This window comes from Streptomyces spinosus, assembly GCF_020400655.1.
Classification (GTDB): domain Bacteria; phylum Actinomycetota; class Actinomycetes; order Streptomycetales; family Streptomycetaceae; genus Streptomyces; species Streptomyces argyrophylli.
The window spans coordinates 15,806-29,093 of sequence record NZ_JAINRC010000039.1 but is presented as its reverse complement, the minus strand read 5'-3'; the positions used below and the strand labels follow the sequence as shown (position 1 = coordinate 29,093).

Annotated in this window: 14 protein-coding genes and 1 pseudogene; 8 read left to right on the top strand and 7 right to left on the bottom strand. The window is 68.8% G+C overall.

The genetic code is table 11. The features are described 5' to 3' along the window. The first annotated feature begins 688 nt into the window (after positions 1-688). From LG395_RS40295 to LG395_RS40285, 3 genes are all read left to right on the top strand, one after another. Positions 689-1,609, top strand: a complete 921-nt coding sequence (locus LG395_RS40295; protein WP_225814453.1) for an NAD(P)-dependent oxidoreductase — start codon at positions 689-691, stop codon at positions 1,607-1,609. Between the two features lie 38 nt (positions 1,610-1,647). After that, a complete protein-coding gene (locus LG395_RS40290; RefSeq protein ID WP_225814452.1) occupies positions 1,648-2,331 on the top strand; it encodes a haloacid dehalogenase type II in 684 nt (227 codons plus the stop codon). A gap of 358 nt (positions 2,332-2,689) precedes the next feature. Continuing rightward, positions 2,690-3,166, top strand: coding sequence for a cupin domain-containing protein (locus tag LG395_RS40285; RefSeq protein ID WP_372463531.1), 477 nt, complete (start codon positions 2,690-2,692; stop codon positions 3,164-3,166). 277 nt (positions 3,167-3,443) lie between these two features. Here the strand turns inward: LG395_RS40285 and LG395_RS40280 are convergent, their stop codons facing one another. The 3 genes from LG395_RS40280 to LG395_RS40270 all read right to left on the bottom strand — a co-directional run bounded on the left by LG395_RS40280 (position 3,444) and on the right by LG395_RS40270 (position 5,528). Beyond that, on the bottom strand, positions 3,444-4,283 hold the full coding sequence (locus LG395_RS40280) for a hypothetical protein (protein ID WP_225814450.1): 840 nt from the start codon (positions 4,281-4,283) through the stop codon (positions 3,444-3,446). 262 nt (positions 4,284-4,545) lie between these two features. Further along, entirely contained in the window at positions 4,546-5,139 is a 594-nt protein-coding gene (locus LG395_RS40275; RefSeq protein ID WP_225814448.1) for a DUF1700 domain-containing protein, read from the bottom strand. Then, entirely contained in the window at positions 5,136-5,528 is a 393-nt protein-coding gene (locus tag LG395_RS40270) for a PadR family transcriptional regulator (RefSeq protein ID WP_225814447.1), read from the bottom strand. Before LG395_RS40270 ends, LG395_RS40275 begins: the two co-directional genes overlap by 4 nt. Positions 5,529-5,892: 364 nt before the next feature. Here LG395_RS40270 and LG395_RS40265 point away from each other — a divergent pair, with 364 nt between their 5' ends. After that, positions 5,893-6,117, top strand: a complete 225-nt coding sequence (locus tag LG395_RS40265; RefSeq protein ID WP_225814446.1) for a hypothetical protein — start codon at positions 5,893-5,895, stop codon at positions 6,115-6,117. A gap of 70 nt (positions 6,118-6,187) precedes the next feature. On the opposite strand, the gene LG395_RS40260 is transcribed toward LG395_RS40265, so the two are convergent. Beyond that, positions 6,188-6,829: a TetR/AcrR family transcriptional regulator gene (locus LG395_RS40260; protein ID WP_225814445.1), complete on the bottom strand. Its 642-nt coding sequence runs from the start codon at positions 6,827-6,829 to the stop codon at positions 6,188-6,190. Between the two features lie 190 nt (positions 6,830-7,019). Here LG395_RS40260 and LG395_RS40255 point away from each other — a divergent pair, with 190 nt between their 5' ends. From LG395_RS40255 to LG395_RS40240, 4 genes are all read left to right on the top strand, one after another. Next, the gene (locus tag LG395_RS40255) at positions 7,020-8,339 is read left to right on the top strand and encodes a homogentisate 1,2-dioxygenase (protein WP_225814444.1); all 1,320 of its coding nucleotides are present in this window, start codon (positions 7,020-7,022) and stop codon (positions 8,337-8,339) included. 253 nt (positions 8,340-8,592) lie between these two features. After that, a complete protein-coding gene (locus LG395_RS40250; RefSeq protein ID WP_308071498.1) occupies positions 8,593-8,847 on the top strand; it encodes a limonene-1,2-epoxide hydrolase family protein in 255 nt (84 codons plus the stop codon). A gap of 266 nt (positions 8,848-9,113) precedes the next feature. Then, entirely contained in the window at positions 9,114-10,511 is a 1,398-nt protein-coding gene (locus LG395_RS40245) for an NAD(P)/FAD-dependent oxidoreductase (RefSeq protein WP_225814443.1), read from the top strand. A gap of 605 nt (positions 10,512-11,116) precedes the next feature. After that, positions 11,117-11,599: a nuclear transport factor 2 family protein gene (locus LG395_RS40240; protein ID WP_225814442.1), complete on the top strand. Its 483-nt coding sequence runs from the start codon at positions 11,117-11,119 to the stop codon at positions 11,597-11,599. Positions 11,600-11,673: 74 nt separating this feature from the next. Here LG395_RS40240 and LG395_RS40235 read toward each other — a convergent pair. The 3 genes and pseudogenes from LG395_RS40235 to LG395_RS40225 form a co-directional block, all read right to left on the bottom strand. Continuing rightward, positions 11,674-11,787: pseudogene (locus LG395_RS40235) on the bottom strand (toxin Doc); the annotation flags it as partial. 190 nt (positions 11,788-11,977) lie between these two features. Then, positions 11,978-12,343, bottom strand: coding sequence for a hypothetical protein (locus LG395_RS40230; RefSeq protein WP_225814441.1), 366 nt, complete (start codon positions 12,341-12,343; stop codon positions 11,978-11,980). Further along, positions 12,340-12,606, bottom strand: coding sequence for a hypothetical protein (locus LG395_RS40225; protein ID WP_171159441.1), 267 nt, complete (start codon positions 12,604-12,606; stop codon positions 12,340-12,342). The genes LG395_RS40230 and LG395_RS40225 overlap by 4 nt, the downstream gene beginning before the upstream one ends. Positions 12,607-13,288: the final 682 nt, after the last annotated feature.

Below are 13,288 nucleotides of genomic sequence, written 5' to 3'. Positions count from 1 at the left end.
CGACAAGGTCAGCGCACCGGACCTGATCTATCCGCACTGGCACCAGGCCAATGCGGTCTCCAGCCGGTTCAGCGAGCCGGACCTCGCCCTGCACCGTCCGGCCAGGTGACCGGCGAGCAGTGCCCGCAGCGCTTCGTGAGGGCACCCATGACATCAGTGACGACGGAGGCGGTGGAGGAATCCCGGTGACGCCGGCTTGGGGCAGGGCTTCTTTGAGCGCGGCGAGCTGGCCGGTCCATCACCCTAGGCGTTCCCCGTGATGAGCCCCGGGCGGGCAGCAAGCTCGCGCACGCTCATGCACGGGATTCGGGTAACGGCGTGTCCTTGGTAGCCGGGGGCCTCACCTACCAGCGGAATACCGGGACAATTCACTCCATGAGATCGAGCTACAGGCGCAGGTTTCATTCGCGTAGCTGTCCGATCTCCTGCGGACCGTGGAGGAATTCGATATCCCCGGGGACAAGGACATCATGCAACAGTCTCCAGAACTTCCCGATGCCAGCCATTTTCATCGATCCACCCTCCGGAGGCCTGCTAGCGGCGCGCCCTGCCGACCTTGACGCGCATGACACCGCATCGTCGATATCATCCCCGAACCGGCGTTCTCTTCGTTGACATCCTTCTTTTGTTTCATCATCGTGCGGCCGTGCGCCGTCATGGAAACCATGAGGACAATGGGAGAAGACACATGACCACCATTTCTTTCATCGGTCTCGGGACCATGGGTGCCCCTATGGCCCTCAACCTTCTGCGTTCCGGGTTCGACGTGGTGGGGTACAATCGGAGCCCTGCTCGGGTCGCGGAATTCGTAGCCGCCGGGGGGCGTGGTGCCCTATCGGTTGCGGAGGCCGTGACCGATTCGGACGTCGTGATCACGATGCTTCCCGACTCACCCGATGTGACCTCGGTCTACACCGGCCCCGGCGGCGTGATCGCCAACACCAGACCCGGCTCCCTTCTCATCGACATGAGCACCATCCGTCCTGACGTTGCGCGTGCGGTCGCGGACACGGCCGCCGGGCGTGGCCTCCGGTTTCTCGATGCTCCGGTCAGCGGAGGAGAGCAAGGCGCCAAAGACGGCAGCCTGGCCATCATGGTGGGCTCCTCGGAAGCCGACTTCGCTGCCGCGCTCCCAGTGCTCTCCGAGGTCGGGGCGACCATTGTGCACGTCGGCCGCGTCGGCTCGGGTCAGACTGTCAAGGCGGCCAATCAGCTCATTGTCGCCGGCACCATCCAACTGGTAGCGGAAGCTCTTACCTTCCTCCGCGCCCACGGAGTGGAGGTGGAGAAGGCTCTTGAAGTAATCGGCGGAGGCTTGGCAGGCAGTGCGGTGCTGCGCAGCAAGGGCCCTTCCATGCGTGCCAGGGACTTCACACCGGGTTTCCGGGTGAGTCTGCACCACAAGGATCTCGGCATCTTCAACGATGCGGCCCGCGAGGCAGGCGTAGTTGCCCCTTTGGCTGCTAACGTCTCGTATCTTGTGGGAGCGCTGAAAGCGCAGGGCTGCGGACATCTGGATCATAGTGCTCTGCTACTGCTGGTTGAGCAGCTCTCCGGAATCGACGCGCGCGAGGTCGGCACAGAAACGACAGGGGTGATGAACTCATGATGAAAGGTCCCGTAAGCGGTGGCGCGCAGACGATGTCCGTGTCCACCTTGTTGTTCGACGTTTTCGGTACTGTCGTCGACCTTCATGGATCGCTGAACTCTGCGACGCGCTCAGTACTGTCTGCGAACGGGACGGACCCGGAGCAGGCACAGCCGTTGGTGGAAACGTGGCTCACGATTCTCAGCGAATTGATGACGGACGTTCGTTCCAAACGGGCCGTGTGGAAGTCCCACGACGAGCTGACGCGGGACGCATTGCACAACGCCGTAACAGGGCTGGGCATGGGAAGCCTGCCGCGGCAGGCCCTGCGGGACCTCGCCTTCGCCACCCATCGGCTGCGGCCCTGGCCCGATTCACCGCGCTGGCTGGGCACACTGGCTGACTCCTTCACGGTAGTGGCACTGTCCAATGCGAGCTTCGCCGGTCTGACTCGTCTGTCTGCAGCGGGAGGTCTCAGATGGCACTGCGTCCTGTCGTCGGAGGCCGTGAGGACGTACAAACCAGATCCCGCGGTCTACCGCTTCGCGCTGGACATCCTCGGACTGGAGCCGGGTACGACGATGATGGTTGCCGCGCACGAGTGGGACCTTCGCGCAGCAGCCGAACACGGCGTCGCGACGGCCTTCCTGTCGCGCCCGGGTGAAGCGCAGGCGAGCTCACCGGGCGCCTTCGACGTGCAGGCTCGAGACTTGTCAGATCTGGCTGGCCAGCTCGCGGGGTAGCGCCCGCCATGACCGCGGACACTCGATCTCCGTGCCGGGGCAGTGCCGGTTTCGCGGCACAGGACGAGATGTCCGGCCACGCGTTGCCTACGCAGGCGGCATCGTCCGCCGAGGGGGGCAGGGCCCGGGACGCGCACTCGTCGGCGGGCCAGGGTGAACCGCTCGGATGCGGCGGGAGCGTGCGACGTGCTTGCGCTCGTAGCAGCGACGCGAAGTCTCGCCCGTGCCGGATTGCTGATCAGCGTGGAAGTGCACGCGGCGCCCGGGAGACCATGGTGGCAGCGCCGGAGACCGTACGGGTTGCTTCACCTGCTACGTGTGGTTGCGTCATCGCCAGTACATGAAATAACGTCCATGTATGGACGACTCTGATCGTTTTAATGCGTTTCATCCTGATCTATCCGGATCTGGGATGCCGGCGCGGCCGGGTATTCGCCACGTCAGGGCCGGCGAGCTCGACGGTAGTACCGCGCAGAGCGGCGGAGGCATGAGGAGATTCGCCGCGATCAGCGGGGAACTCGCGGGTTCTCGCCGGATCTGGATGGGGGAGACCCGCGTTGCCCCAGGGACTTCCTCCAGCGATCACCATCATGGTGAGTCGGAGACGGCGATCTACGTTGTCAGCGGACACCCCGAATTCGTCTACGCCGAGGAGTCCGAGGGCGGGCCGCGCGAAAAGAGGGTGAAGGCAGGCCCGGGGGACTACGTCTACGTGCCCCCATACGTTGCGCATCGGGAGGAGAACCCCGATCCGGACGATGAAGCCGTCGTGGTGATTGCGCGCAGTACCCAGGAGCCGGTCGTGGTGAACCTGCAGTCCCTGTTCGCAGAATGACAGCGGTCCGACAGGGAAGCCCGGGACGATCTGTTGCAGGCGGCCTGCTGAGCCGACCGCCTCATCGTCATGAAGGTAGGGCGGCCTCGTGGTCCGAGCCTGGTAGTCGCCTTCCACCACCGCCTGGCCGTGAATGTGCCAGGACCGCCCGTCCACGTCGCAACCGCCCACACCCCCGAGAAAGCCGAACGGCGCCGGCCAGACGTCACCCTGCCCACTGAGCTGCATCGAATGTGTCCTTGCGACGGTAGAGGCCGTACGTGGACCGCCGTATGCCTCACGAGGGGGAGGAGGGCGCCCGGCACGGTCCCAGCCCTGCGAGGTGTGCGCCCGGCCGGGGCGGCACGACCGGGTGGGTGCCGGGACACAGCGGCGGTACTGGGGGAAGCCGACGGCGCGAGGGCCAGGGCTCGTCGACGAGGTGGAGGACGACGGTGCGGCGTATGCCGGCCTCCAGCATGGCCTGCGTTCGGTGCCGGCCGTTGATGTAGCCGGTGCCGCTTGAGGGCTGGATCGCGTTCGCGATGCTGAAGAGGGTGGCCAGCGCCTCGGTATCCCAACGGGTGACGCCTGACGCCACCGCGTGCGCAGTGGCGAACCCCTCCATGCCGTCGGGGTCCACGCCCTGCGCACGTGCCCGCCGGAGAACCTCGATGGCCATCGCGTTGACCCGATGCCAGCCGCCACCGTGGTACCAGCAACACGACCGGGCGTCATGGCGCGGCCGCATCTGCCGCAGTTGGCGCCGCCACCAGGGCACCCCGGCCGGCATGCACGTCGGCTCGCGGAACGGGCGGGGTGGCGCGAGGCGGGCGACCGCGAACTCCTCGAATGCCCATCGCACTTCGGACTTGGCGGCGCGCGGAACGTAGCCGGCGCCACGGCCCGTGGCGACCGGCGCGCCGACCAAATGCCCCACCTGCTCGTAGGTGATCGCCGACCATTGCGGGTCCCGCGGCCGGAAGCGGTCAGCCCCGGCGAACTCCACCCGCTGGAAGCGGGTCTTCTCGAGAGACCTCTGCGGCTGGATCAGGCGCTCCACCCATATCGGCGGCCGGTCCTGGTCGGGGCAGTGCCGCTCCCACACCGCGCCCGCGAACCTCTCGACCTCGTTCATCAGGCTCACCCCCTCCGCGCCGGGACCTGCGTCGCCACCGCGACCGGGCGCGTGCCCTCCGTGGTGAACAACTGCAACCGGAACCTTCCCGGCAAATCCGGTGTGGTGCCGATCATTCCCGGCCCGGCGGCACACCGGCCGTCGTCGGTCGCTCCCCGCCATCCCCGTCTCCCGGCAGCCTCGTCACTGCGGCGGCACGGCCCCCCCGCATCCAGGGCTCGCCCGTCTGCTCGCAGACGGTCAGTCACCAGGTGCAGTCCACCTACGAGGTGGTTTCCGTGAACCAGGCTCGGGTGCTGCGCATGCCGAGAAGGACCAGCACGGCCGCGGACAGGAGCACGCCGATCACGGCTCCCGGCGCTCCTTGCGCGACGTTGACCGCCTGCACGAGGAAGTAGAGCCCGGTGGTCACCGTCAAGGTGAGGCGCAGGACGCTGCGCCCCGGCTGGAGAAGGAAGACGTGCGCGGCGCTGGCCAGTGCGGGCAGGAGCGTCAGGATCCGGTACCAGACCGGGCCCGGGTAGTGGCCGATCGCGAGGCCCGTCACGGCTATGACGACGATGACGCACAGCACGCAGAGCAGGGCGCGCAGCGCGGTGACAGTGCGCGGGCGCTTGCTGTGCGGCGGCTGCGGGGCGGTGGGACCCGGCTCCACGGCGGCGGCCGCGATGGTGCGCGGGTCGCCGAGCTCGGCCAGGATCGCGTCCTCCTGCCCTGGGCGTTCGAAGCGGGCGACTTCGATGTGCTCGGCGAGGTCGGCGAGCAGCTCCTGCCGCCGGTCGGCCGGGAGGGTCGACGCCTCGCGCTCGACAGCGGCAAGGAAGGACTGTACGGAGGGGGAGGTGCTGGGGCTCATGGTGAACGCTGTTCCGGTTCGATCGGGGGCGGCGGTTGGGGGGTGAGGAAGCCATCGACTGCGTCGCGGAAAGAGGGCCAGATCCGGGCGAAGTCCGAGAGGGCGGCCAGCCCGGCGTCGGTCAGCCGGTAGTAACGGCGGGGCGGCCCGGACGTCGATTCCTTCCATGTGGTGGTGACCAGGTTCGCGCGTCGGAGCCGGGACAGCAGGGGGTAGATGGTCCCCTGGCCGGCGGCGAGGGCTCCGCTCGCCTCCAGGGACTGCACCAGTTCGACGCCATAGCGGGGTTCGTCCCGCATCAGGGCCAGTACGCAGTACTCCAGCACGCCCTTGCGGAGCTGGCTTTCCACCTTGCCGAGGCACGAATCACCGGCACTGCCCTGTTCCATGCAATGCATGGTAGCCAATCGGTACCTTGCTGCACAAGGTACCTGGTGTGGGCCTTCCGTCAGTTCCCGCGCAGTCACCACACCAGCAGGCGGCGCCCGAGCCGGCGGGCGCCGCGGCGCCGCCTGACGGGCGAGACGGCGCCAGAAGGCCGCGCGGGCGGCCCGGGCGCCCGCCCTTGTCGATGACGGTCATGTTTCTTCCTCTCGCTCACGCTGGGTCCGGGTCCCGTCGTGGCAGCGACGGGCCGGCCGGAGGGCGTCGCGGGTGTCGCCGTCCGAAGTGGCGGCAGCCGGGGGCTGTTGCCGGCGCGGTCGACAACACCGGGTTGCCACCGTGGAATTGGGCGGCCGTGATACTGGCGGGATGTACGAAGGGCACGTCCGCACCCCCGGTGAACCGGCCGCGCTCCGCCCGGCCCCCGACCCGGTGTCGGTGACCCCCGGCCGGTCGGCGGCGGACGTCGCGGAGTTCGTACGGTCCCTGGATGACCACGGCCTCCGGCCGGACACCGAGGCCGTCTTCGCCCAGAGGCAGACACGCGGAGTCGTCGACCGGCACGGCGAGGTACCCCCGGGGGCCGCCGGCTGATTCCGCGAGGGACGGGGCGGGGCTCGCGCGCCGCCGGCACCGGGCCCCGCGTCGGCGTTGGGCGGTTCGATCAGGCCGGGGAGGTCTCGCTGCCGTCGCTCCCGGCGAGCGCGGCGAGCGCGGCGTCGAGGTAGGGGATCAGTTCCTCGGTGTCGCCCGAGGTGAGCGCCTCGGCGCCGAGGATGTCGCGCATGAGCAGGACTCCCATGTTGACCGCGATCAACAGGGCCGCTCTGCCCGGCCGTTGGTCTCCCGGGAGCCTGTCCGCCAACGGCAGCTCACCGTGCCTTCTGACGACGTCCCGGATGATCGCGACGGCTTCGGGGTTCGAGGTCGACCGGATCGTCATGTAGTAGCCGTCCAGGGTGGTGGCGCCCCGGGACCCGGTCAGGAGGACGGCGGCCGCGTCATCGGTCACCGGCGGCACCATGGGCGCCGTCTCGGTCGTCAGTTCCAGCGCGGCGGCGAAGAGTTCGGCCTTCGAGGCGAAGTAGTGACTGACCAGGCGCGGATCGACGCCCACGGATCTGGCGATGTGGCGCAGGCTGACACCGTCGTACCCGGACTCCACGAAGGCCGCCCGGGCGGTACGGACGATCTCCTCCCGCGTCGCCGCCGCCCTGTCCTGGCGGCTCCGGGGCGAGGACGCGTCCTCCGCGCCTCGCGTCGATGTGGCGGACCGGGTGCGGGGCGATGGCTTGCCTGAATCCATGTACTGGACTATACAAGTAATTCGTTCCTCACATGAGGAACGAATACGGTCGCCGTGACGCACGTTGTCGCCGGCCCGTCGGCACGGGAGCGCTGTCCGATGCGCTCCCGAAGGAGTCGCCGACGCGGCGCGTCTGATCGCGACCCTTCCACCAGACAAGAAAGTGGGCACGGCCGTGTCAAGTACTTCAGTGCGGCAGGTTCGCGACGAGGCTCGTAAGCTCGCCGAATCCCTGACCTACCTCTCCGGATTCGGCAATCGGCACGCGAGCGAAGCGGTACCCGGCGCGCTGCCCAGCAGGGGGAACTCTCCGCAACGGCCGCCGTTGGGGCTGTACGTGGAGCAGGTCAGCGGCAGTGCGTTCACCGAACCGCGGGCCGTCAACCGGTTCTCATGGCTCTACCGCATCCGGCCGAGCGCGGGTCACGGCTCCTTCCACCGGATCGACAGTCCAACGCTGGTCGACGTCTCCGACGGTGTGAAGGAACTGAACCGGATGTCCTGGCGGCCGCTCTCCGCCGTCCAGGGCACCGACTTCCTGTCGGGCCTGTGGACCGTGGCAGGAACGGGGGACCCTGCCCAGCGTCGCGGCATGGCCATGCACATGTATGCGGCCGACACCTCGATGGAGCGCGTCTTCGGCGACTCCGACGGCGAGTTGCTCATCGTCCCCTTCGAAGGCGCGCTCCTGCTCAGGACCGAACTGGGCGCCCTGCACGTGCGTGTGGGCGACGTGGCCCTGATCCCCCGTGGCATCCGTTTTCGGGTCGAGCTGCTCGACGACGTGTCCCGCGGATATGTCGCGGAGAACTTCGGCAGGCCGCTGGAGCTCCCGGAGCTGGGCCCCCTCGGTGCGAACGCCCTGGCCAACCCCCGGCACTTCCGGGCGCCGACCGCCGCGTACGAGGACGTGGACGCGCCCGTCGAAGTCGTCGTCAAGTACGGCGGCGAACTGTGGGCCACCACCTACGACCACTCGCCGCTGGACGTCGTAGCCTGGCACGGGAACCACGTGCCGTACGTCTACGACATGACGCTGTTCCAGACCTTCGGAACGCTCACCTACGACCACACCGACCCGTCGGCCTTCACACTTCTGACCTCACCCGGCGACGTCCCCGGTGTCCCCAACCTCGATTTCATCGCCGACGGCGCCCGCTGGGACGTCGCCAGGGACACACTTCCCGTCCCGTACTACCACCGGAACGTGAGCAGCGAGATCTACGGTGTGGTCAAGGCGCCCTCCGGCGGGGCCAGCCCCGTGGTGGGCGGACCGGGCCACGTCACGGTGCAGAACATGATGACCACGCACGGCGTTCCCCCCGAGGTGGACCGGGGGGCCACCGAAGCCGAGTTGAAGCCCCTCTGGCTCGACGGGCTGTCCGTCTCGTTCGAGACCCGCGAGCCGCTGAAATTCACCCACCAGGCCCTCGAATCCAGCCGGCGCGACCTGGACTACGACGGACTCTGGCACGGCGGCTACGAGAACCGTTTCAGGAAGTCCGTCTGACGCGCGAGCGCCCCCCCGCGATCGAAGCGGCACCCCGCACCGGTCGGTGCGATGCAGATGTCACCCCACCCGTCTTCACCCGGATCAACAGTCAAGGAGACCCCTATGAGCAACGCAGAACCGGCAGTCGTGGTGCGTGACTTCTGGGAGAACTTCGGACCCGGCTGTGACGACGCCATCGCCACGTGCAGGAGACTCGTCGACGCCCACGTGTCATGGCAGTCGCCGCTCGTAGAGGAACACCCTCGACGCACTGGTCGAAGACCTGGAGCGGGCCCGCCAGGACATCGGCGCCGGGGGCTACGACTTCGAGGTGAAGTACATCGCCGCGCAGGAGGAGGTCGTCCTGAGCCAGCGGATCGAGAAGATCCTGGACAAGGACGGGAAGACAATGCTGACGTTCGACGTGATGGGTGTCACCCGGGTGGAGAACGGCAAGATCACCTGGAACAGGGACTACTTCTACAAGCTCCCGACCGCCGAGTGGGGCGGGGACGCGCACTCCTGATTCCTGACCTCGCCTGATGGTCCGCATCCAAGCGGACCATCGGGCGAGGATCCTCGCGGCACCCACGGCCCCACCGCCGACACGCGGCTCACCGTCACGACAGGACCAGGCCGCGCGCCGCGTCCTGCCGGCCCGACCGCACGTCCTTCAAGCGTGGCGCGCCGATGCCCGCCACTCCGCCGGCCCGCGCGATCAGTTCGGGGTCGGAGGCGACCCGAACGAGCGGCGCGCGACCCCGCGATCACGCCACACACTGCATGGGAGTTATGGTGACGCATCCCCTCGTCACGGCTTTCGAGAAGATCACCCGAGTGCGGCTTCCCGAGCACCCGGTCATCCGCTACGAGACGGTGTGCGTGCTGGGCGGCAGCATCGCCGGACTGCTCGCCGCGCGGGTCCTGGCCGACCACGCCCGTACCGTCGTCATCGTCGAACGCGACCCGATGGACGCCGACGGAAACCCCCGGGCCGGTGTGCCCCAGGGCCACCAGGTGCACGGCATCGGTCCGGCCGGCCTCCAGCTGCTGGAGCAGTGGTTTCCCGGCCTGACCGAAGACGCCCGGAGCCTCGGCGCCACCCTCGTCGGACCCGACGGGATCATCACCTACGTCGACAGCACGCGGCAGCTGCAGAGCGGCACCACCAGCCTCCTGGTGTGCAGCCGGCCGCTGCTGGAATCCCGCATACGTCGCCGCGTCCTCGCTCTGGCCCCCGTCCGGACGCTCAAGGCGCAGGCCACCGGGCTCGACTTCCACGGCGAGCGGGTGACCGCGGTGCGCTACACCACCGACGAGGGTCCGGGCACGCTGGCCGCCGACCTCGTCGTGGACGCGATGGGGCGGGCCGGCAGGCTTCCGGACTGGCTAGAGCAGGCAGGCTACGAGCGGCCTGGCCTCGAACGCATGCGGACCGGGATGCAGTACGCGACCGCCTTGTTCGAGCGCACCGGACGGCACCTGACCGACCCGGAACAGACGGCTGCGCAGTTCACCCTTCCCCCCGGCCCCGGCGGACTGGCGGTGGCCCTGGCACAGCCCGTCGAGAACCGGCAGTGGCTCATCGGCATCACCTGTTACGCCGAAGGCAACCCCCCGCAGACCGTCGAGGACTTCCGGGCGCTCTGCGAGAAGCTGCCCGGCCCGTTCGCCGAAGCGGCCATGGGCACGGTCACCCGCGAACCGGCGCACTTCCACCAGGCCGACAGCAGGCGCCGCGACTTCACCTCCCTGTCCCGCTTCCCCCACCGCCTGATCAGCATCGGCGACGCGGTGGCGTCCATGAACGCCGCGTACGGCCAGGGCATGAGCTCGGCCGCCCTCCAGGCGTCCTGCCTGTCCGACCACCTGAACCGGAACCCGGACCCCGACGCGCCCGCCGACTCCTTCTTCGCCGCGCAGGCGATGGTCGTGGACGCCCTGTGGAGCTTCTCGGCCGGCGCGGACCAGGCCCGCCAGGACGCGATCGACGGTGTGGAGGTACCGCCGGAGATACGCCAGGCGCGTGCCGCCAGACAGCAACTCGCCCAGGCGGCCCTCGTGGACGAGACGGTCAACGAAGCACTCAAAGCCGTGGCCTTCGGACTCGCCCACCCGCTGACCCTCACCGACCCGGCCCTGCTGGACCGGGCCGCCGCCGTCAACCGGCGCGCCGCCGAACCCTCGTGACCCGGTGACCACGGCCACCCGTGCCGGACAGGAGGGCGGTCGCCGCGCAGGCACATCACGAAGCCGGCGTGAGTCGGGCGGACGGGTGCTCCCGGCGGGGCCGGTCAGGGCGTACACGACCAGACGCGGGCGCTGCCTCATGCCGGCGCCGTGCCGGGGCGTGAACGAGCGAGCCCGACGGTCACCACCGGTCCGGCGGCCGACCTCGCGTCGCTGACCGGCACCGGCCGGGCCCGGCAGCCGACCGAGCACGGTGACCAGCCGGCCTGTCCTGCCAGTGGACCAGCGACTTGACCGGGGGCCGCCGCGCCTGAGCGCTCCGCCTGACCCGGCGCCCTCGGCGGCCTTGCCGCGCACGTCCGGGAGGAGCTCGGCACCGAGCACGTGGACCGGTGCCCGGCCGGCCCACACCGCCGACGAGGTGACCAGTAGCCCGTCCTTTACCGCCAAGGCCGGGGGACGCCCCGCGCCGACGCCGAGCAGTGTGGATGAGGGGCCCACGGCGGCGGTGAGCGTCCCGGCCGCACGAACCTCGGAACGGCCACCGGCCTGAGGGCTGCGGTGGCATCGCCTCCCCACACCACACCACACCACGAAGAGAAACGATGACGAACGACAGGTATGCGATCCAAGACGTCCTCTCCCGCTACGTCCGGTTCACGGACGACCGGGATGCAGATGCGCAGTCCGCATTGTTCACCGAGGACGGGATGATCCGATTCTTCAGCCGGTCCGGCACTGAGCCGTACAAACCCCACGACGAGCCGTACATCGGCCACAAGGAGATCCGCCGGATCATGGAGGAGTGGCCCCCGCTGCCCAAGGGCGTCTACATGCACCACATCACCAGCGACCACCTCGTCGAGGTGGACGGGGATGCGGCGACGATGCACGCGCAGTTCATACTGATGGCGGCGGCTGCCGAGCCGGAGCCCGAAGGGGGTTGGCCCGAGGCAATCCAGGGGACGCGGGGCACCATCTCGCCCGTCACCATCGGCTTCTACGACGCGAAGCTGCGCAAGGTCGCTGGAGCGTGGAAGTTCACCTGTCTGGATGTCCTGAACAACCTGCCGATCGTTGCCACCTGATCAGTCCCCCTTCGTCTCCCTGAACTGCGCCCCTGTCCGAACAGGTGCCGTGACTGTACGTGACGAAGTCGATACTGGTCCATGCACTGAGCGGCCACGAAGGCGGCGAACAGGCCGTTGCGGCGGGGGAGTGGCTCCAGGCGCACAATCGTGTGCAGGAGCGCGGCGGCGCGCCAGGCGGCATCCGGGTATCGGAGGCTGGTCATGCGCGTTCCCCCTCAGCGGCGGCTCGCTGATGATCGCGCGACCACCAGCGCCCTGCCCAGGCCGCGCCCGCTCAGCGTGGACGCCTACATGTTCACAGGTGGATGACCGGGTCGACGCTTGTCGATGATCTGGACCTGACCTGGCTCGGTACCGCGATGAGGGGCCGCTCGATCAGCTCGTCCAGGTCTTGATCTGAGCGGCGACTTCCCGTACTGGGAGCCCGTCCCGGGCGGCGCGGGCCAGCGGGAACACGGTGTCCAGGCCAGGGCTCACCGGAAGGCCGTACGCCGACAGGTAGGCCGCGGTCACGGTTGCCGCGAACAGGAGATTCCTCGCCTCCAGGCTGGGGTTTCTCGCCAACTCGCACAAGAGTGCCGCGGCCTTGTGGTGAGGTTCGGGGTAGACCTCGTGGTCAAGGATCTCGGCCCGATGGCGTGCTTCCGCTGCTACGGGGACGCCGTAGTCGACGACCTGAGGGTCTCCCGGGATCTGCTGGGCCACTGCCAGGATCCACGCGAGGTCGATGCGGAGGGTCACGCGGCGTTCCTCGGTGCCGTCTTCGCCGGGGTGGTGCCCGCGAGGCCGGGGTACCGGTCCTCGCCGACCTCCGCATCGAACACGTCCGTGTACGCCGCCAGAAACGATGCAGCGCCGGCCATGAAGGCTGCGCGGGACTGGTTCACGTCGGCCTCGATCAGGTCGGCGACGTATCCCTGGAGGCTCAGGCCGCGGCGCTTGGCGCGGTCCTCGGCGGCCGCCCTCACGTCATCGTCCAGCCGGATGTTCGTCTGCTTTGCCATACCCACCACCTTAGCTATGCACTGATACCGCTGACTAGCAAATGGCCGTGCGGGTGTCCCGGAGCCCTGCGGTCGAACGGGACGCCGCGCGTCAGGGGGTCGGGTTGCCGGGCACCCGGCACTGAGGGGAGAGGACGGATCTCACGACTGGTGCGGCCGCCAGGTGTGGCTTCCGGCCTCGGGCGCAACCGTGTCCGCCACGGTCTCAGAGAGCGCCCTCACCAGCGAGGTGAATCCCGGCATGCAGGGACGCACCGGTCAGCCGCCGGAGCGGCGTCGGCGGGCGCTCGGCGGGGTCGCGGACGAAGGCGTGTGCGGCCGCCAACTCGGCGCGGCCCCGCCGCCTCGACCACCTCCAGGAAGTCGTAGGCGTCCGCGCCGATACGGCAGAGGACTGCCCACCCCTCAGTCCCTACGACACCACAAGTTCAACCTCGGTAATCAGGAAAAGGACAGTTGCTGACTACGCCGAAGCCCTGGCTCCGCATGGGCTGCCAGAGCAATCGACTCAATTCAAGTCCTCCGTACCCGGACAACGACATTCATCGGCATGGAGGCTGGGGTACCCCAGGACGTAAGTGATTGAGTGTGCAATTATAGTGTGGCGGCAGGGCCCCGGTTGCGGGGCATGAGCGGCCGTCCTGCGCAGCGCGCGATCCGACGGTTGGACCTCACCGACTAG

Excerpts from the sequence above, each read along its gene's own strand:
- LG395_RS40295 (WP_225814453.1), top strand. The coding sequence starts at position 689 with ATGACCACCATTTCTTTCATCGGTCTCGGGACCATGGGTGCCCCTATG.
- LG395_RS40285 (WP_372463531.1), top strand. The coding sequence starts at position 2,690 with ATGGACGACTCTGATCGTTTTAATGCGTTTCATCCTGATCTATCCGGA.
- LG395_RS40280 (WP_225814450.1), bottom strand. The coding sequence starts at position 4,283 with ATGAACGAGGTCGAGAGGTTCGCGGGCGCGGTGTGGGAGCGGCACTGC.
- LG395_RS40275 (WP_225814448.1), bottom strand. The coding sequence starts at position 5,139 with ATGAGCCCCAGCACCTCCCCCTCCGTACAGTCCTTCCTTGCCGCTGTC.
- LG395_RS40270 (WP_225814447.1), bottom strand. The coding sequence starts at position 5,528 with ATGGAACAGGGCAGTGCCGGTGATTCGTGCCTCGGCAAGGTGGAAAGC.
- LG395_RS40265 (WP_225814446.1), top strand. The coding sequence starts at position 5,893 with ATGTACGAAGGGCACGTCCGCACCCCCGGTGAACCGGCCGCGCTCCGC.
- LG395_RS40260 (WP_225814445.1), bottom strand. The coding sequence starts at position 6,829 with ATGGATTCAGGCAAGCCATCGCCCCGCACCCGGTCCGCCACATCGACG.
- LG395_RS40245 (WP_225814443.1), top strand. The coding sequence starts at position 9,114 with ATGGTGACGCATCCCCTCGTCACGGCTTTCGAGAAGATCACCCGAGTG.
- LG395_RS40240 (WP_225814442.1), top strand. The coding sequence starts at position 11,117 with ATGACGAACGACAGGTATGCGATCCAAGACGTCCTCTCCCGCTACGTC.
- LG395_RS40225 (WP_171159441.1), bottom strand. The coding sequence starts at position 12,606 with ATGGCAAAGCAGACGAACATCCGGCTGGACGATGACGTGAGGGCGGCC.